Below are 26,249 nucleotides of genomic sequence, written 5' to 3' on the forward strand. Positions count from 1 at the left end.
CTCGAGCCTTCATGAATCCAACAGGTCATAAAAGCTTCACCTCAATCTTAAGGAAAACGCATGTCACCACAGAGTATGGCGAAGAAGGTTGATCTCCTGAACGGATGGTTGGACTCCGGCCTAAATCAAAAGGCGTTCGTGGAGCAGCGTAATCAATCAGGTTGGACAAGGGGGAGTTCCGCCGAAGAGGAAATTAAGTACCAGACTCTCAATAAGTGGGCGAAAGACGCGGCGAAAAACCCTGGCAAATACCCCGGCCTGGATCACCGAAAACTGCAAGAGCGAGAATCCGGGCGTCGGTATAGTAACTTCAGTGACCAACAGAAGGTCGTCATTCTGAATGGGTGGACGCGCTCCGGCCTAAGTCGGACAAGTTTCGTAGAGGGGCATAACGATTCGAAATGGACAAAGGAAAATCCCAGCGAAAGGGCGATAAATCGCAGGACCCTCAATGATTGGATAGCAGACGCGGCGAAAAACCCTGACAAGTACCCCGGCCTGGATCATCAAAAACTACAAGAACAAAACCTCGGGCGTAGGGTCTTCAGTGACCAGCAAAGAGTCGATTTCTTGAACGAGTGGGCGCTCTCTAATCTAAGTCAACCAGAATTCGTAAGGCAGTATAATGAATCAGATTGGGTAAAGGGGAATCCAAGCGAAAGGGGAATGAAGCAAAAAACCCTCAGTCAGTGGGTAAGAGAAGCGGAGAAGGACCCTAGCAAATACCCCGGCCTGGATCATCAAAAACTAAGGGAAGCTAGAGGGTTCGATCCACAGCCCTCCGGCTACGGCGAGCCCTCCGGCTATGGCGGTCAGCCCGGCTACTCCTCGCAACAACTTGCCGGTGACTTGCCTTCGTATTACGGCAGCGGTCCTTCGGGCGGTCCGCAGTCTCTCATCGGCCGAGACGCCGGTATGAGTCTCCTCCCCGTAACCGCTACTACTGGCGANCTTGCCGGTGACTTGCCTTCGTATTACGGCAGCGGTCCTTCGGGCGGTCCGCAGTCTCTCATCGGCCGAGACGCCGGTATGAGTCTCCTCCCCGTAACCGCTACTACTGGCGAGAACTACGGTCAGCCCGGCTATGGCGGTCAGCCCGGCTACTCCTCGCAACAGCTTGCCGGTGACTTGCCTTCGTATTACGGCAGCGGTCCTTCGGGCGGTCCGCAGTCTCTCATCGGCCGAGACGCCGGTATGAGTCTCCTCCCCGTAACCGCTACTACTGGCGACAACTACAGCCAGGACCCCGCTACAGCCAGGGCCGCGCAGGGTGGTTACGGCGGTTTCAACCACGGCGCGCAGGGTGGTTACGGCGGTTACAACCATGGCGCGCAGGGTGGTTACGGCGGTTACAACCATGGCGCGCAGGGTGGTTACGGCGGAGCGCAAAAAAAGGCTGGGGGGCGAGGCGGTAGTAGGTGACCAGCTGAACTGCGGCCGCAGGGACTTCATGTCCATCCGGGTGTGGCCAGAGGACTGGCCGTCCGTGCGCACGCGGCGTGCGGAATTGTCGAATCGCCCTCACCAGGCTGTGTCGGCTGTGCTGGGCTGAGCTCAGAAGGCGGACTTCGAGCTGGTGCGGAATCTGCTGCGGGCCACCGCGGCCGCGCCCGGTGAGGTGCGCTGATCGCGGACGGGGCCGCTGAGCGGTGGTGCCGGGCGAGCCCGTACCTGGCGGGTGCTTCCGGGTCCAGCAGGGGCGACCGGCTCAGCCCGCGCGGGAATCGAGGGACTGCGCGATGCATGCGGTGATTCCGCCGAGCTGCGTGGCCTGTTCCTCGGTCAGCCGGCCGAAGAGGTGCTCGCGGAGGGTCTCGTAGTAGCAGGGCGCCGCCTCCGCGTACTTCAGGGACCCCGCCTCGGTGAGTGAGGCGATCGTGACGCGGGCGTCCGCGGGGTCCGGCTCGCGGACGAGCCAGCCCTGCCTCTCCAGCCGGGACGCGATACGGGACAGGTGGGACGGGGTGACGCGGGACAGCTCCGCGAGGGAACTCATGGTGTGCGCACGGCCCCGGTGCTGCGTCAGGCACCACAGGATCAGGAACTCGTGATGGCTCAGGCCCTGCTGTTTGAGCCGTCCGTCCAGCGCTGCCGGAAGCCAGAGGAGCACCGACAGCAGCGACTCCCACGTCTCCGCCTCGGCCGGGGCCAGCTCATGATTCGCTTCCACACGCGTGATCGTAGCGCGGTGGCACTTTCCATGGCAAGTGACTCTCTGATACTTGCCATGGAAAGCGTTGGACTCTAAGTTAGTTTCCGAAGCAAGCGATATCGATCAAGGAGTAACGATGCGTGCTGCCCGCTACCACGACTACGGCCCCGCCGATGTGCTGGTCATCGAGGACATCCCGGAGCCGCACGCCGGTCCCGGCGAGATCCGCATCCAGGTCACCGCAGCCGGCGTCAACCCCGTCGACTGGAAGCTGCGCTCGGGGGAGGTACGTGAGCACTTCCCCGTCGACTTCCCGGCGGTCCCCGGCCGGGACGCCGCCGGTGTGGTGGACGAGGTCGGCGAGGGCGTCACGGGCGTCACCGTCGGTGACCGGGTCTTCGGCCTCGGGGGCATCTTCGGGGCGACCGCGCAGTACGCCACGCTGACCGCCTGGGCCGCGGTACCGGACGCGTGGACGCTGGAGCAGGCCGCCGGTGCCGGACTGGCCGTCGCCACCGCCGGCCGGGGGCTCGACGCGCTCGGCGACCTGTCCGGCCGCACGCTCCTCATCGAAGGGGCCGCCGGCGGGGTGGGCAGCGCCGCCGTCGCCATGGCGGTGGCCCGCGGCGCCACCGTCATCGGCACGTCGAGTACGGGCAAGCACGACTACCTGCGCACGCTGGGAGCCCTGCCCACCACCTACGGCCAGGGGCTGGCCGACCGGGTCCGCGCACTCGCCCCGGCGGGAGTCGACGCGGTGTTCGACACGGCCGCCTCCGGCTCGCTCCCCGACCTCGTCGCCATCGCCGGGGGCGCCGACCGCGTCGTGACGGTCGCCGACGCGGCCCGCGCGGGCGAACTCGGCGTACGGCACCTCTACGCGGAGAACGATTCCACGGTGCTCGCGGAGGGTGCCGCGCTGGGCGCCCGGGGCGGCTTCACGCCCCATCTCGCCGCGACCTACCCGCTGGAGGAGATCGCCGCAGCGCACCGGGAGTCCGAACGCGGCCACACCCAGGGGAAGATCGTCGTCACCCTGTGACCGACGGCCGGTGTCCTGGCGCCTCTGCTCCGTCCATGGCGGCGACGTCATGACAGGCGGGGCGCCCGCGCCGTGGCGGCCGCCACGACGAGCGTGATGGTGAGCGGGGCTGGGCCCACGAGGCCTCCCCTCCGAGCCGAGCCGACGGGCCGCGAGGCAGCCGGCCGACGCGGGCGCACGGGTGTAGGCCTGGCGTCGGCGCGTACTCGGGGCGTACGGGGGCTCGCGAACGACGGAGGGAGCCGGCCGTGCGGCAGAACCCGCCCGAGGGCACTGCGGAGATCCTGTTCATCGGCAACGCCACCCTGCTGATCCGCTACGGGGAGCTGACGCTGCTGACCGATCCGAACTTCCTGCACCGCGGGCAGTTCGCCCATCTCGGCTACGGGCTGGTCTCGCGCCGGCTGACCGAGCCCGCCCTGGGCGTGACGGACCTGCCGCACGAGGACCTGGACGCCGTCGTGCTCTCGCATCTGCACGGGGACCACTTCGACCGGGTGGCGCGGCGCGGGCTGGACCGGGGCCTGCCGTTCGTCACGACTCCCCACGGTGCCCGACTGCTGAAGGGCCTGCACGGCTTCCGCCGCGCGACCGGGTTGCGTACCTGGCAGAGCCACACCCTGCGGCACGGGGACTCCTCGGTGCGCGTCACCTCGCTGCCGGGCCGCCACGCGCCCGGCCCGCTGCGGGCCCTGCTGCCGCCCGTGATGGGCAGCATGCTGGAGTTCGGCGACCGCTCGGGGGAGATCCGGCTGGTTCTCTATCTGTCCGGCGACACCCTGATGTACGACGGCCTGCGTGAGATCGCCGTGCGGTACCCGGACATCCACCTGGCGGTCCTGCACCTCGGCGGTACGACCCTGCCCGGGGGCCTGGTGGTCACCATGGACGCCGGGCAGGGCGCCGATCTGCTCGACCTGCTGAGCCCGCGACGCGCGCTGCCCGTCCACTACGACGACTACACGGTCTTCCGCTCCCCGCTGGAGGACTTCCTCGCGGAGGCGGGGCGCCGCGGCCACGGCGCGCGCCTGGTCCGGTGCGCCCCGGGCGAGCGGGTGGCCGTCGGCGCGCGGACCGCGGCCTGACCCGCGGGTCTCCGCCCCGGCGAGTCGTCACGCGCCGTGGCACTCCCCGTACGTCCGTGTCGAACCGCACCAGCACGGTGCCGTCTGCTCCGGGGGCCACGCCACCGCCCGGCCGCGGGCCGCCAGTGTCGTCGCGTACTGGGGGAGGAGGGACGGATCCTCGGGGGAGCTGAGCTCCGAGGCGGCGAAGGCCTCGTACGACGGGACCGTGCCCGTGACGATGCCCAGGTTCCCGGTGCCGGAGGAGGCGAGTTCGCGCAGGTCCGCCTCTATCGTCGCCAGGTGGGCGTCATAGGACGGGTACTCCTCGGCCAGCGACGGGTACGCCTCCGTCAGTTCGGTCAGTTCCGTCGCCGGCCAGTGCAGGACCGCGACCGGGAACGGGCGGGACAGGGCCTCGCGGTAGGCGCCCAGCTCGGCGCGCAGGCGGATGATCTCCGCCTCCAGCTCTACGGGGTTCTCCGAGCCCAGGGACCAGACGCGCTTGGGGTCGTGGAGTTCGTCCAGGGTGATGGGAAGGGTGTGGACGGTGTCCGCCAGGGCGTCCCACGCGTCGTGCTCCGCGCCGAGCATCCTGCGGACGCGGTGGCGGCCGAAGAGGAGCGGGTGGGTGGTGCGCGGGGGCTTCGGCCCGTCGGCGGCGGGGGAGGTGCCGGGTCCGGGGCCGGTCAGGAGCAGGCGCACCGCCTGCGTGAACGTCTCGTGTGCCTGTTCCAGCTCGTCGTGCGACTCCAGGGACTCCGCGACGATCAGCCACGGGGCCGGGTCGCGCGGGGCCGCCATGCGGATGCCGGTGATGATCGCGCGGGCCTCCGCCTCATGTCCGTACTCCCAGAGGTTCGAGGCCTTCAGGGCACGCACCAGGAACGGCTGGTCCAGGGCCGCGTCCGAGGCGAGCAGGCGGTCGTAGAGGGCGGTCGCGGCGGGGCGGTCGCCGGAGAGCTCGCGGTGTGCGGCGGCCCGCAGGAGCAGGGCTTCGGCGTCCTCGGGGTAGCGGTCGGCGGTCCGCTCCAGGAGGGCGGCTTCAGCCGTGTGGTCGACGTTTTCGGCAGGCGTGTCGGGGCGCATGGGTGACACGGTACTGCCGGCGGGTGACAGAGGTGAGAGAGCGGTGGGTCCCGGGGACGGCGGAACCGCTGAGCCGGGCCGGACGTTGTGGTGGTGCCGGAGCCGGGATCGCCGGGCCCGGTGGGACCGTGGGTCCGGTATAACTTCGTACAGGCGGAAGTGTGCGCGGCGACGAGGGGGAGGGGCGGGCGGTGCTACGTCATCGGGTGACCGGGCGGTCCGTCCTCACCGTGCTCTTCCCGCTGCTCCAGGTTCTCCTCATCCTGCTGCCGACCGCCGGGGGTCTCTCCGTGGTCGATGTGGCGATCGCCGCGACCGCCGCCGCCGGCACCGCGCTCACCGTCTGCTCGGTCGTCGCCGCGCGCTGCGCGCCCACCGTGCCGCGCACCCGGGTGCGCACGGCCATCCGCGACCGTGACCGGCGTACCGCCTTCCTGCCCCAGCGCGACCCCGACGCCAGGGGACGCACCCGGCCCCGAGCGCCCGGACACGCCCTCCCGGCGACCGCCGCGTAGGGCACGCGTAGGGCACTTCCTCAGCACCCTTCTCCACCGCGCCCCGCTGCGGGTCGTCATGCCGCCATTCCTCACGTCCGGCACGACGAGACCCCCCGGAGGGCTCACCCATGTCCGTCTTCGCCAGCCTGGTCGAGCACCTGGCCGACCTGCTCCAGCCGCTGTTCGGCGCCGCCGCCGCGGCCGCCGCGATCGTCCTGTTCACCGCGCTCGTACGCCTCCTCGTCCACCCCCTCTCCCGGGCCGCCGCACGCGGCCAGAAGGCCAGGGCCGCGCTCCAGCCGCGCATCGCCGAACTGCGCCGCAAGCACGTCCGCAACCCCGAGAAGCTCCAGCGGGCCGTGCTGGAACTGCACACCAAGGAGAAGGTGTCGCCCCTGTCCGGATGCCTGCCGAGCATGCTTCAGCTGCCCGCGTTCTTCCTGCTGTACCACCTGTTCTCCAGCACGACCGTCGGCGGACGTGCCAACGAACTCCTCGGTCACCGGCTGTCGGACGCGCCGCTCGGCGGACGGTGGGCGGACGCGCTCGGCGACGGCGGGGCGTTCGGCGGGGCCGGGCTCGTGTACGTCGTCCTGTTCGCGGTCGTCACCGTCGTCGCCTGGTTCAGCTTCCGGCTCTCCCGGCGGATGACGGCCGCCGGCGCCGCCCTGTCCGGTGCGGAGGAGGGGCAGCAGGTGCCGGGGCTGGCCGCGGTGAGCAAGGCGATGCCGTTCATGTCCTTCTTCACGCTCGTCACCGTCGCCGTCATGCCGCTGGCGGCCGCGCTGTACGTGGTGACGAGTACGACGTGGGGGGTGGTGGAGCGGGCCGTGCTGTACCGGTGAGTCCCGTGGTGCGTGACGGGGCCCTGCCCCGCCCGCAGACCCCCACCCCGTTCGCGCAGCCGCCCGCGCCCCTGAGGGCCTAGGGGGTGAGGAAGGTTTCCAGGGCTTCCACCACCATGGCGTGGTCCTCCAGTTGGGGGAGGCCCGAGACCGTGATCGCGCCGATGACGCCCGCGCCCTTCACCGTGATCGGGAAGGAGCCGCCGTGGGCCGCGTAGGTGTCGGGATCGAGGCGGGAGGAGTCCTCGAAGGTCGTGCCCTTGGCGCGGTGGCGGGCGCCCACCAGGTACGACGCGGAGCCGTAGCGCTCCACCACCCGGCGCTTGCGGGCGATCCACGCGTCGTTGTCGGGCGCGGAGCCGGGCAGCGCGGCGTGGAAGAGCTGCTGGCCGGAGCGGTGGATGTCGATGGCGACGGGGGCCCGGCGCTCGCGCGCCCTCTCCACCAGGAGGCAGCCGAGGGCCCAGGCGTCGTCGTGGGTGAACCGCTCGAAGACCAGACGGCGCTCCTGCGCCTCCAGTTCCTCCACGGTCGGGGCGGGAGTCGTCACAGGGTCACCGTCACCTTCTCGTTCGCGGAGCGTCGGGCCGCTTCCAGTACGTCGAGGGCGGCGGCCGCCTCCAGGGCGGTCACCGGGTTGGGGCCGCCGGACAGCAGGGCCCGCGCCACGGCCGCGTAGTAGGCGGGGTAGTCGCCGGGGAGGGTCGGCGCGGGGCGGCCGCCGCCGGTCACCGGGGACTCGCCGGAGCCGACACGGCCCCACAGGTCCTCGGGCTCCGTGCCCCAGTCGGCGCCGCCGGCGGTGCCGGGGCGCAGGCCGTCGCGCAGGGCGGCCTCCTGGGGGTCGAGGCCGTGCTTGACGTAGCCGGCCTCCGAGCCGAGGACGCGGAAGCGCGGGCCGAGCTGGGCCGTGGTCGCGGAGACGTAGAGGTGGGAGCGGACGCCGCTCGCGTGCGTGAGCGCGATGAACGTGTCGTCGTCGGTCCGCGCGCCCTCGCGGCGGGTGTCCGTCTCGGCGTACACCGAGCTCACCGGGCCGAACAGGACGAGTGCCTGGTCGACGACGTGGCTGCCGAGGTCGTAGAGCAGGCCTCCGATCTCCGCGGGGTCGCCGGACTCGCGCCAGCCGCCCTTGAGCTGCGGGCGCCAGCGCTCGAAGCGGGACTCGAAGCGGTACACGTCGCCGAGTTCGCCGTCGGCGATGAGCTTGCGCAGGGTGAGGAAGTCGTTGTCCCAGCGGCGGTTCTGGAACACGGAGAGGAGCAGGCCGCGCTCCTCGGCGAGTGCCGCCAGCCCGCGCGCCTCGGCGGCCGTGCCGGCGACGGGCTTGTCCACGACGACCGGCAGGCCGGCCTCGAGCGCGGCGGTGGCGAGCGGGACGTGCGTCCTGTTCGGGGACGCGATGACGATCAGGTCCAGCTCACCGGCGCGGGCGAACAGCTCGTCCGGGGCCGCGGCGACGCGCACGTCCGGGAACCCGGCGCGGGCCTGCCGCTGCCGCTCGGGGTTCGAGGTGACGACCGTGTCGAGCGCGAGGCCCTCGGTCGCGGCGATCAGCGGGGCGTGGAACACGGAGCCCGCGAGGCCGTAGCCGACGAGGCCGACGCGGAGGGGAGTGCCAGTCATGCTCCTACTTTGGCAACGCTGTTGCCAAAGTGCAAGTGGCGGGGAGAATGGGCGGGTGAAGAGGACGAACGAGGGCAGCGTCGGCGGGCAGCTGGGGGCGAATCTGCTCGCCCTGCGCAGCCACAACACCGCGCTCGTGCTGGATCTGCTGCGGACGGCGGGAGCGGAGGGCATCAGCCGGCTGGAACTCGCCGAGCGCACCGGGCTCACCCCGCAGGCGGTCAGCAAGATCACGGCGCGGCTGCGGGAGGACGGCCTCGCGGCGGACGCGGGCCGCCGGGCGTCCACCGGCGGCAAGCCGCGCACGGTGCTGCGCCTGGTGCCGGAGGCGGGGCACGCGGTCGGCGTGCACCTGGACCGGGACGAGACGCGGGCGGTGCTGGTCGACCTCGACGGGACGGTGGTGGCCCGGCGGAGGGCTCCGCTGGACCTGGGCGCGGGGGCGGAGGCCGTACTGGCCGGGGTGGCCGGGGTGGTCGAGGAGTTGCGGGCGGACGTGGCGCCGCGGACGGGTGTGGCCGGGGGGCGGGCACCGCTGGGGGCCGGGGTCGCGTTGCCGGGGCCGCTCGATCACGCGACGGGCGTTCTGTACCGGGTCACCGGCTTTCCCGGGTGGGACGGCTTTCCGCTGCGGGACGCGCTGGCGGAGCGGCTGGGGATGCCGGTGGCCGTCGACAAGGACACCAACGCGGCGGCGCTGGGGCTTGCGGTGGGCGGCGAGGGGGGTTCCTTCGCCTATCTGCACCTCGGTACGGGGCTGGGGGCGGGGCTGGTGATCGGGGGGAGCGTGTACCGGGGGGCGAGGACCGGGGCGGGGGAGTTCGGGCACCAGGTGATCCAACTGGACGGGCCGGTGTGCGGATGCGGTGACCGGGGGTGCGTGGAGGCGCTCTGCCTCGGTGCCGTGGCTCGGGGCGAGACGGAGGAGGCGGCGCGGGTGCTCGGCGTCGGCGCGGCGAATCTGCTGGGGCTGCTGGACATCGACTGCGTTCTGCTCGGGGGCCGGACGGTCGAGGCGGAACGGGATGTGTTCGTGAGGGGGGTACGGGCGGTACTGGACGCACGGTCCCGGCGCACCGGGGACGCGGCGGTCCCGGTGAGGAGCACTTCCCGGGCGATTGCCGAGGACGCCGCCCAGTTGGTACTCGCGCCGGTGTTCGGGCGGCGGAACGGGCAGGAAGGCCGGCTCCCTGCGGGCCTTCCTGCTCCGGATTGAACCGGCTCGCCTCCCGCGTGCGTTGACATCTGTCGGCGGGACACTCAAGCGCTGCCGACGGCCGGGAGGGCTCCGGCCGCGGGGCCGATGGGGTCTATTCGAGGCGGCCGTGCCTGGTGACGCTCTCCCATGTCCCCGTACCGAAGGAGTAGCCATGACAGACGACGTCGATATGCCTGACGCCGAGCCGGACCCTTCCGTGAACAACCCCCTCTGGCACAACGAGTTCATGGACCTGAGGGATCCCATGAACTTCGATGCCATGGAACAGACATATCTAGCACTGCAGATGGACAACATGGCGCTGGAAAACAGCCACAGTCCTGAAGGTCGCGAGCAGCATGACCGCAACGTTGCGGAAATGCAGGATATGTACCCTTATTATATCCAGGCATATAATTATCATCATGCACCGGAGAATTATCGACCCGAAGCAATCCCGCCAAGTCTGGCAGTTCAGGCCGCGACTCCTCCGGATTCCCATTCACCGGAACGCGCGAACCAGAACCCGGTCGATGCCAGGCTTTTGACCGTCCAGTCAACCGCTGCACGGTCCAGGGCGACATCGGGGTCAGGGTCCAGGGCATCTGCGTCCGGGTCGTCATCGGCTCAGGCGGATCAAAAGGCTGGGCAGCCGCAGAAGAAGAAGCAAAAAAGGCGCTGAGCCAAGAGGGCGTGCCTTCCACCCGCAGTTTCCGCGGCCGGGAACCCTCGGCACCAGCAGGAACGCGCTCGGTCCGGCACGGTGCATCCGGTGCCGGCGGGAGCCCGTGGGCCCCGCTACCCCCGCGCCGAGCGGTAGCGGCCGTTCCCTCGTGATCCGGGTCTGTTTAGGCTGGGGCGCACGCAGGACCGCGTAGGGCAGGAGATCCCGCACATGGCAGACCGCAAGCCGATCGCATCGTGGCTCACCGACATGGACGGGGTGCTGATCCACGAGGGCGTACCGATTCCCGGCGCCGACGCCTTCATCAAGAAGCTGCGCGAGTCGGGCAAGCCCTTCCTGGTTCTCACCAACAACTCGATCTACACCGGACGCGATCTGCACGCCCGGCTGCGCCGCATGGGACTGGAGGTCCCGATCGAGAACATCTGGACCTCCGCGCTCGCCACCGCCCAGTTCCTGGACGACCAGCGTCCCGGCGGCTCGGCGTACGTCATCGGCGAGGCCGGGCTCACCACCGCGCTGCACGACATCGGCTACATCCTCACCGACCACGCACCCGACTACGTGGTCCTGGGCGAGACGCGGACGTACTCGTTCGAGGCCATGACGAAGGCGGTCCGCCTCATCAACGACGGCGCCCGTTTCATCTGTACCAACCCCGACGAGACCGGCCCCTCCGCCGAGGGCCCCCTCCCGGCGACCGGCGCGGTGGCCGCGCTCATCACCAAGGCGACCGGCAAGCAGCCCTACTTCGCGGGCAAGCCGAACCCGCTGATGATGCGCACCGGGCTCAACACCATCGGGGCCCACTCCGAGAGCAGCGCGATGATCGGCGACCGCATGGACACCGACGTCCTGGCGGGCATCGAGGCCGGGATGCAGACGTTCCTGGTGCTCACCGGCCTGACCCGGCCGGAGCAGGTGGAGAACTTCCCGTACCGGCCGTCGAAGGTCGTCGACTCCATCGCGGACCTCGTCGACCTGATCTGACGAGGTTCACCCGTACGGAGTAATCGTCGTGGGCGCGAGGATGCGGGGCCGGGCCCTTCGGGGGACCCTCCAGGTGTCTGGAGGTTCACGATGGGTTCGCAGCGTGTCACCCTCCGTGCGGGTGAGGGGGATCAGGAACGGCTCCCGTCCGGCACCGGGCGGCTGCTCGCCGCAGTCGCCTGGCTGGTGCTGCTGCTCGGGCTGTGGCTGTGGGGCGGCGGTGGGCCGGACGGCGTACCCGCCGGGACCGCCGGACCCGTCACCGGCGACATGGCGGCGGCCGGGCGGCCGCCCCGGCCCGAACCGGCCGCCGTCAACGGCGCGGCACCCCGCCGTCTCGACATCCCCGCTCTCGGGATCCAGGCACCCGTCGTCGCCCGTGACCTCGACGAACAGGGCGCCCTGAAGCCGGCCGGCCGGACGGGCTCGGTCGCCTGGTACGCGGACGGGGCGGCCCCGGGCGCGTCCGGCACCGCGCTGATGGCGGGACCGGCCGGTACCGGGGCCGGAGTCGCCGCCGGTCAGGAGATCCGGGTGGTCCGTGCGGACGGCGAGGTCGTCACCTTCACCGTGGAGGACGTCCGGGCCGCCGGCCGGGACGCGGCCGACGCCCGGCAGATCTCCGCTCCCCCCGGCGACGGGCGGCGGGCCGGACTCCGCCTGATCACCTGCGGCGGCAGCTCCGCCCCGGCGCCCGCCGGCGCCTGCACGGCCCCCGTGATCGTCTCCGCGTACCCGGCCGGCGCCTGAGCCCCGGCACGCGGAGCGGGCGGACGTGGTGACGGCCCTCGGGCGCGCGCTGCGTCCCCGGGTGACCGGTGGCGGGCCGGTGCTCGCGGCTGCGACTCCAGGCCGAAAGCCGAGCCCGCGCCCAGGGGTTGACGCACACCGGGCGGACCGGACCGGGAGGGCGGGCTGTAACAGCCGGTGGACAAGGCGGGCTCGGCTTCGTGGCGGTCGTGGCACGTATGCCAGGATTGGGGCTCCGCACACATGGAACAAGTGCACCCAAGGGGGGTTGGATGTACGGCAGCAGGGGGGTCGGGGCGTTCGCCGGGAGGCGGGCGTCCGCAGTGGTGCTGGGGGCGGCACTGCTGATCACGGGATGTTCGTCCGGCGACGGTGACGGCGAGGAGGACGGCCGGGGCGAGGCGGCCGGCGCGGGCATCACGCAGCAGCCGAAGGAGAACGACCCCTTCTGGGTCAACCCCGACGGTCTGTCCGCGCGCAAGGTCGCCGAACTGCGGCAGGACGGCAAGGAGACGGAGGCCGAGCAGATCCGCAAGATCGCCGAGCAGCCCGTCGCCGAGTGGATCAGCCCGGAGAACCCGGAGGAGCAGGCCCGCGATCACACCGAGGGGGCCGAGAAGGCCGAGCGCACCGCGCTGCTGGTCCTCTACAACATCCCGCACCGCGACTGCGGCCAGTACTCGCAGGGCGGTGCCCCCGACGGTGACGCCTACCGCGACTTCGTCGACGGAGTCGCCCGGGGGATCGGAGACCGGTCGGCGACGGTGATCCTCGAGCCGGACGCGGTGCTGCACCTGGTGGACGGCTGCACCCCGGAGCAGTTCCACGAGGAGCGCTACGACCTGCTCAGCGGCGCCGTCGCCAAGCTCAAGGGCCTGAAGAACACGAAGGTGTACCTCGACGCGGGCAACGCCGGCTGGGGCAACCCGGACCAGATCTTCGACCCGCTCAAGCGGGCGGGCATCGACCAGGCCGACGGCTTCTCGGTGAACGTGTCGAACTTCTACTCCACCGAGGACTCCATCGCCTACGGCAAGCAGCTCTCCGCCAAGGTGGGCGACAAGCCGTTCGTCATCGACACCAGCCGCAACGGCAACGGCCCCTACACCGAGGGCGCCCCGGACGAACGCTGGTGCAACCCGCCCGGCCGCGCGCTCGGCGAGACCCCGACCGTCAAGACGGCCGACCCCCTCGTCGACGCCTACCTGTGGATCAAACGCCCGGGAGAGTCGGACGGCGAGTGCAAGGGCGGCCCCCAGGCCGGCCAATGGTGGGAGGCCTACGCCCTGGAACTGGCCAAGGGCTCCAGCTAACGCAAGTTCCCCGCGCCCCAAGGGGCGCGGGGAACCGCGCGACCAACCACCACGCCCCCGCGCCTTCCGGGGGCGCGGGGAACTGCGCGACCGGCCCCCACCGGACCCGCACTTTCCTGGGGCGCGGGGAACTGCGCGACCAACCACCACGCACCCGCACCCTCCTGGGGCGCGGGGAACTGCGCGACCGGCCCCCACCGGACCCGCAGCAGAACCCCCGCCCCAACACCCCCCCCAGCCAGCGCAGCCAGCGCAGCGTTACGGCACCTGCACCCACCGCGCCTTGCTGGGCGTCCCGTCGCCCGTGTTGGCGAAGAGCATGTACCAGCCCGACTGCACCAGATTCCGGTTCTCCGGCACCGTCACGGTGAGCTTGTCGCCCTCCGCCTCGAAGTCCAGCGCGATGGAGCGCTGGTCCACGTCGGTGACGTGGGTGGACGCGCTCGGCCGGATCAGCCGGACGCTCTCGATGGCGGCCGCGTCCTTCGAGGTGAAGGTGCCGGACTCACCGCGCTCGATGGTCTCCGGCCCGCCCGACAGCTCGGGCTGCCCCTCCTCGCCGTACAGGTAGGGCGGCGTGTAGATCTCGATGCGCTGCTCGAACTCGCCCGGCTTGGTGTTGGCCTTGTCGGCGTAGAGCGAGTCGGACCCGAAGAACATCAGGCGGCCGTCGGGCAGCAGGATCGAGCCCGAGTGGTAGTTGCGTCCCACCAGCGGGTCGGCGACCCGCTTGAGCTCGTTCGCCTCCGCGTCGTAGATCCTCGCCTCGAGGATGTTGGAGTCGCCGCGCCCGCGGTAGTCCTCCGAGCCGCCGGAGATCAGCACGTCGTCGTTGGGCAGGATCGAGGCCTGCGGGTAACGGGTGCCCTTGTCCAGCGAGGGGCCGTCGACGAACTTCGGGTCGTCGGCCTTGAGGTCGACGATCCGGGTCTTCTCACTGGCCAGCTTGGACTCGCCGACCCCGCCGCCGCCGATCACCATGTACTTCTCGTCCTGCGCCGGCGGCAGCAGCACCGTGTTGGACGTCTCCATCATGTCCGGGTCGCTGAGGCCGGGGACCTTCTTGAACTTGTAGGTGTCGATGTCCCAGACGCCCGGGTCGCGGCCCACGTCGTCCGGCCCGTAGCCCGCGTTGGAGCCCGAGTAGAAGATCTTGCCGTTCTGCATCAGGAACAGCGCCGGGTACGTCGGGAACTGCCGGACCTTGCCGGTGTAGCTCCACTTCTTGGTCTCCGGGTCGTAGACCTCGTTCTTGCCCGGGACCAGCTGGCCGATGTCGTCGAGGCCGGAGACGCTGAGGATCTTCCCGTCGCTCAGGGTGGTGAGCGTCGGGTACCAGCGGGACTCCTTCATCGGGTCGACCTTGATGTACTTCTCGGCGACCGGGTCGAACTCGAAGGCGTCGTCGATGCCCTGGAAGTCCTTCTTGTCCAGGGCGAGCTTCTCGGCGATGCCGTACGTGTTCTTCGCGTCCTCGCCCTTCAGGCCCCGCACGGTGTAGTTGTCCTGGGTGCCGGTGGCGTACTTGTTGCCGTTCTTCTGCGCCTCGACGTAGGTACGGCCGTAGCCCGGGGTGTTGCCCAGGAACTCCCCGGTCTCCGGGTCGAAGTTCTTCTTCGCGCGCGGGACGAGCACCGGGTCCTTCGAGACGAAGGTCTTGCCGTTCTCCTTGCCCACGAACTTGGTGCCGGCCGGCAGGGTGATCGGCTTGTCCGGGTTCTCGTTGTGGACGACCATCAGGCCGCCCGCCTTCTTCACGTCACCCTTGAGCTTCTCGTACCGCTTCGTGCCGCCCGCGATGAGCAGGTTGCCGTTGGCCAGCTGGGTGTGGCCGGTGCAGAACAGGTCGGTGGGTGTCGGCACCTTCTTGATGGTCCCCTTGACCGGGTCCCAGATCCGGGTGTCGTACCGCTTGGCGTCGAAGTTGTCCTGGTCGTTCCCCGACCCCGCGACGAGCAGCACCTTGCCGGTGCGCAGCAGCGCCGCGTGAATGGTGTTCTGCCGGTACTCCTCGGGAAACTCGACGGTCTCCCACTTGCCGTTCGCGGCCTTGTACTCAGGCTGGTTGATCTTGTACTGGTGGTATTTCTCGGTGCCGAAGCGGTACAGCCACGGACCGTTCATCCCGGCCAGCGCTAGTACCACCGCCGTGCCTATCGCGATCCGACGGGCGCGGCGGCGGCCTGCACGGTCAGTCATTCCTTACGTCCCCCAAGTCCACCCAGGGCGATTTGCATGGTCTGGTCGTTTCCGGGGTTGCCGCCCCCGGGGCCTCCCGGCCCTTCGGGGCCGCCCGATCCGCCCGGTGCGCCGTGGGAGCCGGCCCAGCTGGGCCGGTCCTGCGGCTGATGCGGCTGATGCGGCGGGTGCTGCTGCGCGGCGTACTGCTGCGGCATCTGCGGCAGCTCCTGCGTCCGGGGCGCGTCCGCGGCCTCCGGCTGCCGTCCCCCCGCGTGGGCACCGGGCTTCTTCCGGTCCTGCCGCATGCCGTGGCGCCAGGCGAACATCGGCGCGGCGGTGATGAGCAGGGCGAAGGTCGCCCAGATGACCATCGCCGGGTGCGAGTGTCCGTAGACGAAGCCCGCGGCGATGGAGCCGACGAAGATCGCGATGAAGTACCAGTGGTACCGGAAGGTCCCGAACCAGGTGTCCGGGCTGGCCGAGTCGCCCTTGGGCGTGACCACGAACTTGCTCTTCCTGCGCAGGACCGCGTCGATCAGCGCCTTCGCGTAGAGCGGGGCCGACAGCGCGGACATCACCATGCCCGCCACGCCGCCGGAGCCCTCCGGCTCGTGCGGCGAGACGTTGTGGCGGCGGTTCCAGATGTAGAGGCCGATCTGCAGCGCCGAGGCGTTGCCGTAGAGCATCAGCCAGACCGCGGGATCGATGTTCACACCCGAGGCGCCCAGGCCCAGGAAGAGCGCGCAGCTGATCGCCGCGAGGATCCAGTTGAGGGCCGCCATCGGATAGAAGATGATCATCATGGTGTAGTTGAAGAGCTTGCTCGGCGGGAGCGAGTAGAAGCCCTTCCAGTACTGCCCGATGATCGTCTCGTACGTACCGCGCGACCAGCGCATCTGCTGGGTGAAGAAGTCCGTCCACGCGTTGGGACCCTCGCCGACCGCCAGCACGTCCGGGGTGTAGACCGAGCGCCACTTCTTCCCCGTCGCCGGGTTCTTGTGGCGGTGCATCTCGAAGCCGGTCGCCATGTCCTCGGTGATCGAGTCGTACAGACCGCCGATCTGCTTCAGCGCCTTGATGCGTACGGCGTTGGAGGTGCCCACGAACATCGGCGAGCCGTAGCGGTTGCCGGCGCGCTGGATCAGGGCGTGGAAGAGGAACTGCTGGGACTCGGCGGCCTTGGTGACGAAGTTGTCGTAGTTGCCGTAGACCTGGGGGCCGATGACGAAGCCGACGTCCGGGTCTCGGAAGAAGCCGAGCATCCGCTCCAGGTAGTTCGCCATCGGGATGTGGTCGGTGTCGACCGAGGCGAAGTACTCGTAGTCGTCGCCGTGCGCGTCCAGCCAGGCGTTGTAGTTGCCGTGCTTGGTCTTGGCGCGGTGGGCGCCCTTCTTCTGGTTCCACTTGGCGACGCCCTTGCGGGAGAAGTGGCGCACGCCGAGACGGGCGCAGACCTCCTTCACCTCGGGGTCGTCGCCCTCGTCGAGCAGCCAGACGTGCATGGTGCCCCGGTGGCGGATCCTGACGGCCGCCTCCAGGGTCTTCGTCACCATCTCGATCGGCTCCTTGCCGGGCACGAACGAGGTGAGGAAGGCCACACGGGTGCCGGTCTCCGGCACCACCGGGACCGGGTCACGGGCGACCAGGGTGGCGTGCGCGTTCGACAGCACGTTCATGCAGCGGAAGAACTCGATCAGGCCGATCGAGACGAGCATGACGATGTCGAGGGCCGGCAGCCACTCGAACTCCACGTAGTCCCGCTCGGTCCAGTGCGAGGGCTGCAGCAGCCACACCAGCAGCACCAGCGACAGCACCGGGGCCGCGATGAGCATCAGCGCGATGCGGATGCGGTGCGGCTCCTGGCCGATCAGCGAGCGGTACTCGACCTTGTAGGGCTTGTTCGGATCGGGCTGGGTGAGGGGACCCGCGAGCCGGCTGTAGTGCTCGTAGTCGTATCTCGGCAGCGTCTTCTTGATCCGGCGGAACGTGCCGGTGTTCCCTGTCCGATGGGCAGGAACCCTGAGCTGGGTGGTCTCGGACGGGTCATCGTCCTTCCGGGCGCCCGTCGGCGTCGACGTCATGAGTCATCCCCCCACACACGCTCCCGCGCGTGTTTCGTCGCTTTCTTCCGTCCGTGTCGGTCCCCCTCGACCTTCACGGGCGTGTCAGTGGTCGACCGCTGTCACCACGTCATCCACACCTTATAGACACGCCGCGGCGCTCTTCCGGTTGCAGGACGCCCCCTCGGCATCACTTTCCGGACGGGCCCCTCGGCCCGCTCCGTGGGCAACCGGTTCCGTGCCCCCCAACCGCCGCGAACCCGCAGCTTCTTGAAGAGACCAGGTTCTACGGTGTTCATCATGATCGCAAGGTGTGAAACGCGGTGTACACCGGACATAGGCGACTAATGTGACGCCCGGTGAGGCCGGTGGGGCCCTTGTCCCATACGTGGGACGAGAGGGTTCCGCTCAACGGGCGCGAGAGGATATCCGGCCAAAACCGACGGGCCCCTCGTCTGCACGAGGAGCCCGTCGGGTCGGTGCGCCGCCAGGGACTCGAACCCCGGACCCGCTGATTAAGAGTCAGCTGCTCTAACCAACTGAGCTAGCGGCGCGCGCTGACGGGGCAACTCTACAGGACCCCGGAGAGTGCCCCGGACCATCCCGGGGCGGGCGCGGGACCTCGTGCCCGTACCCCCGGACGGCCGGTTCGCGGTGCCTTTACATCATTCGGACCGTCAACATGCGCGTGCGCCGGACCGTTGCGACACTGGCCGTCGTGCACAGCCGTGGAGAAATCGGCCGGGAGTGTGAGGGGAATCGCATGGGGTCTCCGGTATTCGAGGAATTCGATCCGGCCGGTGACTGCGACTGTCCGGGCTGTGCGCACTGGCGGCGCGTGCTGCCGCATTCCCCGGCCGGCCGCTCCCCGGGGCACCCGGCGGCACGCCGGACCGCTCTCGTCGTGGCCGCCCTGGCGTCCGCCGCGATCGGCGCCCCCCTTGTCCCCGCCGCCCCCGCGGTCGCCGCCCCGCACGGCCGGCCGCCCGCGGAGACCGGTGTCACCGCAGGTGAGGAGCCAGGGACGCCTCAAGGACGGCAGGCGCCGCTGCACGGCCCCGACGGCCGGCCGGCCCCGCCCCCGCGGCCTCCGGGGTCCGTGCGGGCGCCCGCGATCACCCGCGCGGCCATCATCGAACGCGCCCAGAATTGGGTCACGCGGAAGGTTCCGTACAGCGTGAGCTCATTCTGGTCCGACGGTTACCGGCAGGACTGTTCGGGTTATGTGTCGATGGCCTGGAATCTGCCGGGGAACGAATGGACCGGCAGCCTGGCACAGCACGCGGAGAGAATCGGCAAGGACGAACTACAGCCCGGCGACATACTGCTCTTCCACAATTCCGCCGACCCCTACAACGGGTCGCACGTCGTCCTGTTCGGCGGCTGGGCGGACTCCGCGCGCACCCGGTACGTGGCCTACGAGCAGACCAGCCCGCACACCCGGCGAGCGACCACTCCCTACGCCTACTGGAGCAACTCCGCGCGCTATGTGCCGTACCGCTACAAGGGGGTGACCGGCGGCACGGCGGGCGGTGCGGGCGAGCCGGCGGCCTCGCTGCCGTCCTGGACCTCGCTCCCCGGCGTGGCGCATTTCAGCCCCGGGGTGGACAGCGCATTCCTCACGAAACTTCGCGCGCTGCTCGTGAACAGGGGTGCCGGACCGGTCCACGGCTCCCCGCCGGGCCCGCCTCGCGGGGACGCGGACCGCGGGACGGACCGGGCGTTCCAGGAGGCGCGGGGGCGGCGGGGAGCGGCGGGGAGCGGTCCGCCGGGACCGACGGCGGGGCGGCCGCCGGTGACCGGCGAGGGCCGGGACCTCCCGTCCGGAGCGTCATCTTCCCCTTCCGCTTACGGGACGGGCGGCCGGTCGTCCGTTCCCTCCTCGCACGGAGTTCCGGGCTGTCCGGGCCGGGGGCCGTTCCGCTCCGGCGCGGAGAACGACCATGTCACCCGGCTGGGCAGGCAACTGGTGGCCAAGGGGTTCGGGCGGCACTACACCGACGGGCCGGGTCCGCGCTGGGGCGAGGAGGACCGGCGCAACGTCGAGGCCTTCCAGCGCGCCCAGGGCTGGCGCGGCGGCGCGGCGAACGGCACCCCGGGCCCGGAGACCTGGCGCCGCCTCTTCTCCTGACCCACAGTCCGAGTCCCTCGATGTGCAGCATCTGGCGCGGAGGCTGGAGGCACGCATGACCACGACGACGTCCCACACTCCCGAACACATCCCCGAGCCCACCCCGGGGCCCATTCCCGAGCCCACCCCGGGGCCCATTGCCGAACACGCCCCCGGGCCCATTGCCGAACACGCCCCCGGGCCCATTCCCGAACACGCCCCCGGGCCCATCCCCGAGCCGCTCACCGGGTCCGGGGAGTCCTCGGGCGGTGCGACGGTCACCCGTCCGGTCCGGCTCATCCACGCCGGGTCCACCACCGAGATCCCCATCCACCTGCTCTTCCGCGCAGACCACATCCGTCGTGCGGACCACACCGGCGACCCCGGTCACGACGACCGTGACACCGCCCACCCGGACGCCTCCGACGCCGCACCCCCCGTGCGACCGGGCTCCGCGCTCCTCGCCCACCGGCCGGCCGCCCGGCCGGATACGCCGGGCAGGGCGCAGCCACCCCGTCCGGCCATCCCCCGGGTGGACCCTGGCCTGGTGGAGCGGCCGGCCCGGGTGCTCCCCGGCGCCGCGGGCGTGCTCGCCGGCCTGTGCGGGACCGCCGGCTGCGCGGCCGCCTCGTGGTGGGCGGGCGTCATGCCGCCCCTCGCGGCGGAGGCGCTCGGGATCACCGCGCGGTCCGGCGCGCCCGGTCCCGGCCCCGCCCAGTGGGCCGCGTACGCGGCGGCCGGTGCCCTCGCGCTGTTCGGGTTCGGCGGGCTGGCCCGCGGCCGGACCGGCCGCGCCTGGGTGCTCGACCTGTTCGGCCGCTACCGGGGCACCGTACGGCGGACCGGACTCCTGTGGGTCAATCCCCTGTTGTTGCGCCGGCGGGTCGACGTCCGGTTGCGGCACTGGCGCGGTGAGCCGATGCCCGCGGCCGACCGGGGCGGTGTCGCGCTGCAGGTGACCGTGCTGGTGGTCTGGCGGGTACGGGACACCGCTCGCGCGGTGCTGGCCGTCGAGGACCACGAGACCTATCTGCGCCAGTGCGTCGAGGCCGCGCTGCCCCGGGTGCCGGTGGCCGCGCCGGGCGCGGGGCGGGGCGTGGTGGAGGCGGCGCAGGACGCGCTGACCCGGCTGGTGGCGGCGGACGCGGAGCCGGTGGGGGTGGAGGTGTTCGCGGTGCGGCCGGTGCGGGTGGAGTACGCGCCCGAGGTGGCGGCGGCGATGCACCGGCGGCGGATCGCCGCGCTGGACGCGCAGCACCGGGCGACCGTGCTCGGCTCGGTGGTGGATTCGGTGGAGGACACGGTGACCCGGCTGACGATGCGGGGGCTGGTGGAGCTGGACGACTGCGAACGCAAGGCGCTGGTGAAGGACCTGACGGTGGCGTTCTGCGCGGGCCGGAGCGATTCGGGGCCGTGAGGGACGCGGCCGATGCCGGGAACGCGTACGGAGGGCGGCCGGGGAACAGCTCCTGTGATTGGTATGGACATGCTCAATGCGCCCCCATAATCTGAACTTGGTCTAGACCTACCTGCACGGCTCACTGAAACCCCCACGTTCTCCAGGAGCGGCAGTATGCGCACAAGACGGACCAAGCTGTACGCAGCCGCGGTGGGACTGGCCACGACCGGAGCACTCGTGCTCTCCTCCGGTGGTGCCAGCGGCCACGGCTACACCGATCTGCCGATCAGCAGGCAGAAGCTCTGCCAGAACGGCACGGTCACCAACTGCGGATCCATCCAGTGGGAGCCGCAGAGCGTCGAGGGCCCGAAGGGCTTCCCCGCCTCGGGCGCCGCCGACGGGCAGCTCTGCTCGGCCAACAACGCGCGGTTCGGCCAGCTCGACAGCCCGCGGACCCCCTCGGGCGGCGCCTGGCCCACCACCCGGGTGTCGGGCGGCCAGAACTACACCTTCCGGTGGCAGTTCACGGTGATGCACGCCACCACCGACTTCAAGTACTACGTCACCAGGCCGGGCTGGAACCAGAACCACAACCTGGCCCGGTCCGACCTCAACCTGACACCGTTCCTGACGGTGCCCTACAACGGCCAGCGCCCGCCGGCGACGCTGTCGCACAGCGGCCGTCTGCCGTCCGGGCTCAGCGGCCACCACGTGATCCTCGCGGTGTGGACGATCCATGACACGGGCAACGCGTTCTACGCCTGCTCCGACGTCACGTTCTGAGTACCGCAGGGAACACCGCGTCACCCGCACGTCAAAGGGCCTCTCGCTCCCACGAGAGGCCCTTCCAGGTGCGCCGCCAGGGACTCGAACCCCGGACCCGCTGATTAAGAGTCAGCTGCTCTAACCAACTGAGCTAGCGGCGCATGACTCCCACCGTCCGCTCGCGCGGTCGGCGACGGAAAAATAATACCCGCTCCGGGAGGGTGGTTCCGACCAGCCACCGACCAGCCACCGGCCACCGACCAGCCACCGGCCACCGGCCACCGACCGGCCACCCACCGGCCGGACCGGTTCTCCGGTTCCCGCGTCCCCCGGACCGTCTAGATCGTCAGCGAGAGCAGGACCGGTGCCGCGTTGCGGTTGAGGGTGTCGGCGGCCCGGCGCAGCCGGTGGGCGTGCTCGACCGGGAGGGACAGGGCCAGGCAGCCGGCCGAGGAACCGGCCGTGATGGGGACGGCCGCGCAGACCGTGCCCACCGCGTACTCCTGGAGGTCCAGCACCGGCACCGTGGGCGGCTGCGATGCCAGCCGGGAGAGCAGCAGCCGGTCGCTGGTGATGGTGCGCGAGGTGAGCCGGGCCATCCGGTGCCGGGCGAGATGGTCGCGCCGGCCGTCGTGGTCGAGCTGGGTGAGCAGGCTCTTGCCCATCGCCGTGGCGTGCGCGGAGGAGCGGAAGTCCACCCACTCGTTGACCTTGGGTGTGGCCGGACCGTCGGCGTACTGGGTGACCTCGACCTCTCCGTCCACGTACCGGGTGATGTAGACGGCGGCGCCCACGGAGTCGCGGAGCCGGTCCAGCGTGCGCTGCAGCCTGTCGCGCAGTGCCCGGTCGTGTCCCTCGGCGGAGCAGAGGCGGGTGAAGGCCGCTCCGGTCACATAGGCGCCGTCGGCGATCTGCTCGACGTAGGCCTCGCGGCGCAGCATCCGCAGCAGGGTGGTCAGCCGCTCGGCGGGGATGCCGGTCTCACGGGCGAGTTCGGTGTCGGTGACTCCTGTGTCGCGCCGCGCCACCGTCTCCAGGGCGCGCAGGGCGTCCTGGACCGAGTGGTACGACACGGTCGGCTCGTGCCTCAGCGCCACGGTTTCCCCCTGCGCTCGCGTTCGGGGCCGTAATCCGGTCAGCGAATCCCCTCCACCATAGCCGTCAAACGGCATCCGGCGGGCGGGGGTTGACAAGATTACGGCCCTCTCAACTGCGGCGCCGACCCGCTGGCATATGCCAGCGGAATGACCCACGGCGCGGACCTCGGGCGTGTGCCCGCGCCCGCACCGCGCCTCAGCCGCAGCCGTACCACAGCCGCACCGCGGATCCTCCGCGGATACGCGCCGTGGTCAGAGGATGGCGCTGAGGAACTCCCGCGTCCGGTCGTTCTCCGGCTCGTTGAAGATCTGCTCCGGCGGACCCGTCTCGATGACCCGGCCCGCGTCGAACATCAGCACCTGGTCGGAGATGTCCCGGGCGAAGTTCATCTCGTGGGTCACACAGAGCATGGTGATGTCGGTGGTGCGGGCGATGTCCCGCAGCAGGTCGAGGACGCCCGCGACCAGCTCGGGGTCGAGCGCCGAGGTCACCTCGTCCAGGAGCAGCACCTTCGGCCGCATCGCCAGTGCCCGCGCGATCGCCACGCGCTGCTGCTGGCCGCCGGAGAGCTGCGCCGGACGGGCGTCGCACTTGTCGGCCAGGCCCACCATGTCGAGCAGCCCCTTGGCCCGCTCCACGGCCTCGTCCCTGGACATGCCGAGCACGGTGACCGGTGCCTCGGTGATGTTGCGCAGCACGCTCATGTTCGGGAACAGGTTGAACTGCTGGAACACCATCCCGATCTGCTTGCGCGCCTCCCGCCGCTCCTTCTCGGAGGCCGGGAACAGCTTCTTGCCGTCCACGGTGATCGTGCCCTCGTCGGGCTTGAGCAGCGTCATGAGCAGCCGCAGGATCGTCGTCTTGCCCGACCCGGAGGGGCCGATCAGGGTGACGTGCTTGCCCGCGTCGACGGAGAAGTCCAGGTGGTCGAGGACGGTGTTCTCCCCGAACCGCTTGGTGACCTGCTCGAAGCGGATCAGCTCACCGGTACTGCGCTCGGGGCTCTTCTCGGGATTGGGGACAGTGTCAGTGGGCAAGGCGTCGCTCCAGGGCTCGCAGGGCAAGGGAGGCCAGGTAGGAAATGACGATGAAGGCCAGGCCGATCACCGTCAGGGGCTCGGTGAACTGGAAGTTCTGCTGCGAGAACAGCCGTGCCTCGCCGAGCATCTCCAGCACCGTGATCGCCATCAGCAGCGGCGTGTCCTTCAGCATGGAGATCACGTAGTTGCCGAGGGCGGGGACCACCCGGCGGATCGCCTGCGGCAGGATGACCGCCGTCCAGGTCCGCTTCACCGGCAGGCTCAGTGCCGTCGCGGCCTCCCACTGGCCGACCGGCACCCCCTCGATGCCGGCCCGGTAGACCTGCATCGTGTACGTCGAGTAGTGCAGGCCGATGGCGACCACACCGGTGGTGAGCGCCGAGAAGGTGATGTCCCACTCGGGCAGCACGTAGAAGAGGAAGAACAGCTGTACCAGCAGCGGGGTGTTGCGGACGAACTCCGTGACCACCCCGACGGGCCAGGTCACGAAGCGCGACGGCACCCGCATCAGCAGCGCCCACACCAGGCCGAGGGCGAACGACACCAGCGACCCGAGGACGAGGATCTGCAGGGTGACCAGCAGACCGTCCCAGAAGTGCGGCATGAAGTCGGAGACCGCGCTCCAGTCCCACTTCATCGGACACCCCCGATCCCGGCCGGCTCAGGAGCGGCGGCCTTGCGCTTCGGTGGCGTCTTCCCGACGCCCGCCTTCAGCTTCTTCTCCAGACCGCGCATCACCCGCGTCAGCAGGAACGCGATCACGAAGTAGATCAGCAGGATGTACGTGTAGATCTCCGCGCTCTCCTGCAGCGCGAGGCGCACCAGATTGCCGCTGAACGCCAGATCGCCCATACCCATGATCGACACCAGCGCGGTGCCCTTGAGCAGCTCGATCAGCAGGTTGGAGAAGGGCGGGATCATCTCCGGCACCGCCTGCGGCAGCATGATCAGCCTCATCCGCTGCCACGGCGTGAAGCTGAGCGCGATGCCGCCCTCCTTCTGCGAGGGGTCGACCGCGCCGAGCGCGCCGCGCACGATCTCGGAGCCGTACGCCCCGTAGGTCAGGCCCAGTGCCAGCGTGCCCGCCCACATCGGCACCAGTTGCCAGCCGAAGGCCGGCGGCAGCACGAAGAACACCCAGAAGATCATCACCAGCGCGGAGGTCCCGCGGAACACCTCGGTGTAGACGCCCGCGAGGAAGCGGACGATCCACAGGTGGTGGGTGCGGGCGATACCGACCACGAAGGACACGCCGGCCGCGAGCAGCGAGCTGAAGACGAGCAGCTGGATCGTGACCCAGGTGCCCTGGAGTACCAGTTCCCACAGTCCGGATGTCATCCGCCGCAGAGCTCCTTCGCGGTCAGATCGGTCATCTCGTCCTCGGTGAAACCGAAGGGCTTGAGGATCCGCAGCAGTTCGCCGCTCTTCTTGAGCTTGTGCAGCTCGACGTTGAAGGCGTCCCGCAGGTTCGTCTCGGTCGGACGGAAGGCGAAACCGCCGCCGTCGGTGTGCGGCTCGCCGTCGACGATCGGCTGGAAGGCCTCCGTCGCCTCGGTCCTGCCGGACTTCTTGACCACTTCACGGACGGTCAGCGCCGTCCCCGCGAACACGTCCACGCGCCCGGCCTCGACGGCGTTCAGGCCGGCCACCTGGTCGGGCACGATGAGGATGTCGCTCTCCTTGTACCCGGCCTCCACCGCGTAGGCGATCTCGGCGTAGCCGGTGCCGGTCGCGAACTTGGCCTTCTTCGCCACGACGTCCTTGTAGTCGTTCAGCCCGAGGGGGTTCCCCTTGCGCACGATGAAGGCGTCGAGCATCTGGTAGTCGGGGTCGGAGAAGATGACCTGCTCGCAGCGGTCGGGGTTGATGTACATCCCGGCCGCCACGATGTCGAACTGCTGCGACGCCAGCCCCGGGATGAGGGAGCCGAACTCCGTCGGCACCGGCTGCACCCGGTCCACGCCGAGCCGCTTGAAGATGACCTTCGCCAGCTCCGGGGCCTCGCCGGTCAGATCACCGTCCTTGTCGATGTACCCGAAGGGAATCTCACCGGCGATACCGAGCCGGGCCACGCCCTGTGCCCTGAGCCGTTCGAGGAGATCGCCGCCTTCCACGTCGGATCCGGCGGCTACCCGCGAGCAGCCGACCGCACCCACCGCGCCGAGCGCCGCGACCCCCGCGAGCAGCGACCGGCGAGTGGGCCCGGCTGTTTCGGACCTTTGGTCGGATATGCCCCATGGAGGGGTTCTGTGTGGTGGAGCCATGGGCGCGCAGCTACCCGAAGCCGGTGGGGTTATGCCGATCTTTTTCAGTCCGATACCTCGGCCCGGCACCCTTGACCCCGG

At 70.3% G+C, this 26,249-nt stretch carries 23 protein-coding genes and 2 tRNA genes; 12 read left to right on the top strand and 13 right to left on the bottom strand.

Going from position 1 to position 26,249, the window contains the following annotated elements:
- Positions 1 to 1,708: 1,708 nt before the first annotated feature.
- Positions 1,709 to 2,170 carry a MarR family transcriptional regulator gene (locus HTV45_RS08920; protein WP_215205118.1) on the bottom strand — a complete coding sequence of 154 codons (462 nt, stop codon included), beginning with the start codon at positions 2,168 to 2,170 and terminating at the stop codon, positions 1,709 to 1,711.
- Positions 2,171 to 2,288: 118 nt separating this feature from the next.
- On the opposite strand from HTV45_RS08920, the gene HTV45_RS08925 reads away from it, so the two are divergent.
- Positions 2,289 to 3,194, top strand: a complete 906-nt coding sequence (locus HTV45_RS08925) for an NADP-dependent oxidoreductase (RefSeq protein WP_215205119.1) — start codon at positions 2,289 to 2,291, stop codon at positions 3,192 to 3,194.
- A gap of 248 nt (positions 3,195 to 3,442) precedes the next feature.
- Positions 3,443 to 4,279 (top strand): MBL fold metallo-hydrolase, encoded by an 837-nt coding sequence (locus HTV45_RS08930; RefSeq protein ID WP_215205120.1) that lies wholly within the window; start codon positions 3,443 to 3,445, stop codon positions 4,277 to 4,279.
- A 27-nt stretch (positions 4,280 to 4,306) separates the two neighbouring features.
- Here HTV45_RS08930 and HTV45_RS08935 read toward each other — a convergent pair whose 3' ends face one another.
- The gene (locus HTV45_RS08935) at positions 4,307 to 5,347 is read right to left on the bottom strand and encodes an SEC-C domain-containing protein (RefSeq protein WP_215205121.1); all 1,041 of its coding nucleotides are present in this window, start codon (positions 5,345 to 5,347) and stop codon (positions 4,307 to 4,309) included.
- A gap of 191 nt (positions 5,348 to 5,538) precedes the next feature.
- Between HTV45_RS08935 and HTV45_RS08940 the strand changes: the two genes are divergently transcribed.
- Both HTV45_RS08940 and HTV45_RS08945 read left to right on the top strand, forming a co-directional pair.
- The gene (locus HTV45_RS08940) at positions 5,539 to 5,862 is read left to right on the top strand and encodes a DUF6412 domain-containing protein (protein WP_215205122.1); all 324 of its coding nucleotides are present in this window, start codon (positions 5,539 to 5,541) and stop codon (positions 5,860 to 5,862) included.
- A gap of 110 nt (positions 5,863 to 5,972) precedes the next feature.
- Positions 5,973 to 6,689: a membrane protein insertase YidC gene (locus tag HTV45_RS08945; RefSeq protein ID WP_215205123.1), complete on the top strand. Its 717-nt coding sequence runs from the start codon at positions 5,973 to 5,975 to the stop codon at positions 6,687 to 6,689.
- Between the two features lie 79 nt (positions 6,690 to 6,768).
- Here the strand turns inward: HTV45_RS08945 and HTV45_RS08950 are convergent, their stop codons facing one another.
- Positions 6,769 to 7,239, bottom strand: coding sequence for a heme-degrading domain-containing protein (locus HTV45_RS08950; protein WP_215205124.1), 471 nt, complete (start codon positions 7,237 to 7,239; stop codon positions 6,769 to 6,771).
- Complete coding sequence (locus HTV45_RS08955) at positions 7,236 to 8,315, bottom strand: Gfo/Idh/MocA family oxidoreductase (RefSeq protein ID WP_215205125.1); 1,080 nt, start codon at positions 8,313 to 8,315, stop codon at positions 7,236 to 7,238. Before HTV45_RS08955 ends, HTV45_RS08950 begins: the two co-directional genes overlap by 4 nt.
- A gap of 91 nt (positions 8,316 to 8,406) precedes the next feature.
- Here HTV45_RS08955 and HTV45_RS08960 point away from each other — a divergent pair, with 91 nt between their 5' ends.
- The 5 genes from HTV45_RS08960 to HTV45_RS08980 all read left to right on the top strand — a co-directional run bounded on the left by HTV45_RS08960 (position 8,407) and on the right by HTV45_RS08980 (position 13,251).
- Positions 8,407 to 9,531: an ROK family transcriptional regulator gene (locus HTV45_RS08960; RefSeq protein WP_251691829.1), complete on the top strand. Its 1,125-nt coding sequence runs from the start codon at positions 8,407 to 8,409 to the stop codon at positions 9,529 to 9,531.
- Positions 9,532 to 9,685: 154 nt separating this feature from the next.
- Positions 9,686 to 10,195: a hypothetical protein gene (locus HTV45_RS08965; RefSeq protein WP_215205127.1), complete on the top strand. Its 510-nt coding sequence runs from the start codon at positions 9,686 to 9,688 to the stop codon at positions 10,193 to 10,195.
- Between the two features lie 213 nt (positions 10,196 to 10,408).
- Positions 10,409 to 11,188: an HAD-IIA family hydrolase gene (locus HTV45_RS08970; RefSeq protein WP_215205128.1), complete on the top strand. Its 780-nt coding sequence runs from the start codon at positions 10,409 to 10,411 to the stop codon at positions 11,186 to 11,188.
- Positions 11,189 to 11,278: 90 nt separating this feature from the next.
- Entirely contained in the window at positions 11,279 to 11,938 is a 660-nt protein-coding gene (locus tag HTV45_RS08975; protein ID WP_215205129.1) for a sortase, read from the top strand.
- 272 nt (positions 11,939 to 12,210) lie between these two features.
- A complete protein-coding gene (locus HTV45_RS08980) occupies positions 12,211 to 13,251 on the top strand; it encodes a glycoside hydrolase family 6 protein (RefSeq protein ID WP_215205130.1) in 1,041 nt (346 codons plus the stop codon).
- Positions 13,252 to 13,509: 258 nt separating this feature from the next.
- Here the strand turns inward: HTV45_RS08980 and HTV45_RS08985 are convergent, their stop codons facing one another.
- From HTV45_RS08985 to HTV45_RS08995, 3 genes are all read right to left on the bottom strand, one after another.
- Positions 13,510 to 15,450: a galactose oxidase-like domain-containing protein gene (locus tag HTV45_RS08985; protein WP_215205131.1), complete on the bottom strand. Its 1,941-nt coding sequence runs from the start codon at positions 15,448 to 15,450 to the stop codon at positions 13,510 to 13,512.
- Positions 15,447 to 17,513, bottom strand: a complete 2,067-nt coding sequence (locus HTV45_RS08990) for a glycosyltransferase family 2 protein (protein WP_215205132.1) — start codon at positions 17,511 to 17,513, stop codon at positions 15,447 to 15,449. Before HTV45_RS08990 ends, HTV45_RS08985 begins: the two co-directional genes overlap by 4 nt.
- Positions 17,514 to 17,972: 459 nt before the next feature.
- Positions 17,973 to 18,046, bottom strand: a tRNA-Lys gene (locus HTV45_RS08995).
- Positions 18,047 to 18,669: 623 nt separating this feature from the next.
- Here HTV45_RS08995 and HTV45_RS09000 point away from each other — a divergent pair.
- The 3 genes from HTV45_RS09000 (at position 18,670) to HTV45_RS09010 (ending at position 21,784) form a co-directional block, all read left to right on the top strand.
- Complete coding sequence (locus HTV45_RS09000) at positions 18,670 to 19,623, top strand: peptidoglycan-binding protein (protein WP_308309336.1); 954 nt, start codon at positions 18,670 to 18,672, stop codon at positions 19,621 to 19,623.
- A 55-nt stretch (positions 19,624 to 19,678) separates the two neighbouring features.
- Complete coding sequence (locus HTV45_RS09005) at positions 19,679 to 21,019, top strand: SPFH domain-containing protein (RefSeq protein ID WP_251691798.1); 1,341 nt, start codon at positions 19,679 to 19,681, stop codon at positions 21,017 to 21,019.
- A gap of 156 nt (positions 21,020 to 21,175) precedes the next feature.
- Positions 21,176 to 21,784 carry a lytic polysaccharide monooxygenase gene (locus tag HTV45_RS09010; protein WP_215205134.1) on the top strand — a complete coding sequence of 203 codons (609 nt, stop codon included), beginning with the start codon at positions 21,176 to 21,178 and terminating at the stop codon, positions 21,782 to 21,784.
- 69 nt (positions 21,785 to 21,853) lie between these two features.
- On the opposite strand, the gene HTV45_RS09015 is transcribed toward HTV45_RS09010, so the two are convergent.
- From HTV45_RS09015 to ehuB, 6 genes are all read right to left on the bottom strand, one after another.
- Positions 21,854 to 21,927: transfer RNA gene (locus HTV45_RS09015), tRNA-Lys, on the bottom strand.
- A gap of 177 nt (positions 21,928 to 22,104) precedes the next feature.
- Entirely contained in the window at positions 22,105 to 22,863 is a 759-nt protein-coding gene (locus HTV45_RS09020) for an IclR family transcriptional regulator (protein ID WP_215205135.1), read from the bottom strand.
- A 252-nt stretch (positions 22,864 to 23,115) separates the two neighbouring features.
- Positions 23,116 to 23,901 (bottom strand): ectoine/hydroxyectoine ABC transporter ATP-binding protein EhuA, encoded by a 786-nt coding sequence (gene ehuA, locus HTV45_RS09025; protein ID WP_215205136.1) that lies wholly within the window; start codon positions 23,899 to 23,901, stop codon positions 23,116 to 23,118.
- Complete coding sequence (ehuD, locus tag HTV45_RS09030; RefSeq protein ID WP_215205137.1) at positions 23,891 to 24,541, bottom strand: ectoine/hydroxyectoine ABC transporter permease subunit EhuD; 651 nt, start codon at positions 24,539 to 24,541, stop codon at positions 23,891 to 23,893. Before ehuD ends, ehuA begins: the two co-directional genes overlap by 11 nt.
- Positions 24,538 to 25,242: an ectoine/hydroxyectoine ABC transporter permease subunit EhuC gene (ehuC, locus tag HTV45_RS09035; protein ID WP_215205138.1), complete on the bottom strand. Its 705-nt coding sequence runs from the start codon at positions 25,240 to 25,242 to the stop codon at positions 24,538 to 24,540. The genes ehuD and ehuC overlap by 4 nt, the downstream gene beginning before the upstream one ends.
- Positions 25,239 to 26,168 carry an ectoine/hydroxyectoine ABC transporter substrate-binding protein EhuB gene (ehuB, locus tag HTV45_RS09040; RefSeq protein ID WP_215205139.1) on the bottom strand — a complete coding sequence of 310 codons (930 nt, stop codon included), beginning with the start codon at positions 26,166 to 26,168 and terminating at the stop codon, positions 25,239 to 25,241. Before ehuB ends, ehuC begins: the two co-directional genes overlap by 4 nt.
- Positions 26,169 to 26,249 lie beyond the last annotated feature (81 nt).

The organism is Streptomyces sp. CHD11, from assembly GCF_018638295.1.
Lineage (GTDB): Bacteria > Actinomycetota > Actinomycetes > Streptomycetales > Streptomycetaceae > Streptomyces.

Coding starts and splice junctions, on each gene's coding strand:
- HTV45_RS08965 (WP_215205127.1), top strand. CDS start 9,686: ATGACAGACGACGTCGATATGCCTGACGCCGAGCCGGACCCTTCCGTG.
- ehuB (WP_215205139.1), bottom strand. CDS start 26,168: ATGGCTCCACCACACAGAACCCCTCCATGGGGCATATCCGACCAAAGG.
- HTV45_RS08990 (WP_215205132.1), bottom strand. CDS start 17,513: ATGACGTCGACGCCGACGGGCGCCCGGAAGGACGATGACCCGTCCGAG.
- ehuC (WP_215205138.1), bottom strand. CDS start 25,242: ATGACATCCGGACTGTGGGAACTGGTACTCCAGGGCACCTGGGTCACG.
- HTV45_RS08935 (WP_215205121.1), bottom strand. CDS start 5,347: ATGCGCCCCGACACGCCTGCCGAAAACGTCGACCACACGGCTGAAGCC.
- HTV45_RS08955 (WP_215205125.1), bottom strand. CDS start 8,315: ATGACTGGCACTCCCCTCCGCGTCGGCCTCGTCGGCTACGGCCTCGCG.
- HTV45_RS08945 (WP_215205123.1), top strand. CDS start 5,973: ATGTCCGTCTTCGCCAGCCTGGTCGAGCACCTGGCCGACCTGCTCCAG.
- HTV45_RS08980 (WP_215205130.1), top strand. CDS start 12,211: ATGTACGGCAGCAGGGGGGTCGGGGCGTTCGCCGGGAGGCGGGCGTCC.
- HTV45_RS08970 (WP_215205128.1), top strand. CDS start 10,409: ATGGCAGACCGCAAGCCGATCGCATCGTGGCTCACCGACATGGACGGG.
- HTV45_RS08985 (WP_215205131.1), bottom strand. CDS start 15,450: ATGACTGACCGTGCAGGCCGCCGCCGCGCCCGTCGGATCGCGATAGGC.
- HTV45_RS09005 (WP_251691798.1), top strand. CDS start 19,679: ATGACCACGACGACGTCCCACACTCCCGAACACATCCCCGAGCCCACC.
- HTV45_RS09010 (WP_215205134.1), top strand. CDS start 21,176: ATGCGCACAAGACGGACCAAGCTGTACGCAGCCGCGGTGGGACTGGCC.
- ehuD (WP_215205137.1), bottom strand. CDS start 24,541: ATGAAGTGGGACTGGAGCGCGGTCTCCGACTTCATGCCGCACTTCTGG.
- HTV45_RS08975 (WP_215205129.1), top strand. CDS start 11,279: ATGGGTTCGCAGCGTGTCACCCTCCGTGCGGGTGAGGGGGATCAGGAA.
- HTV45_RS08925 (WP_215205119.1), top strand. CDS start 2,289: ATGCGTGCTGCCCGCTACCACGACTACGGCCCCGCCGATGTGCTGGTC.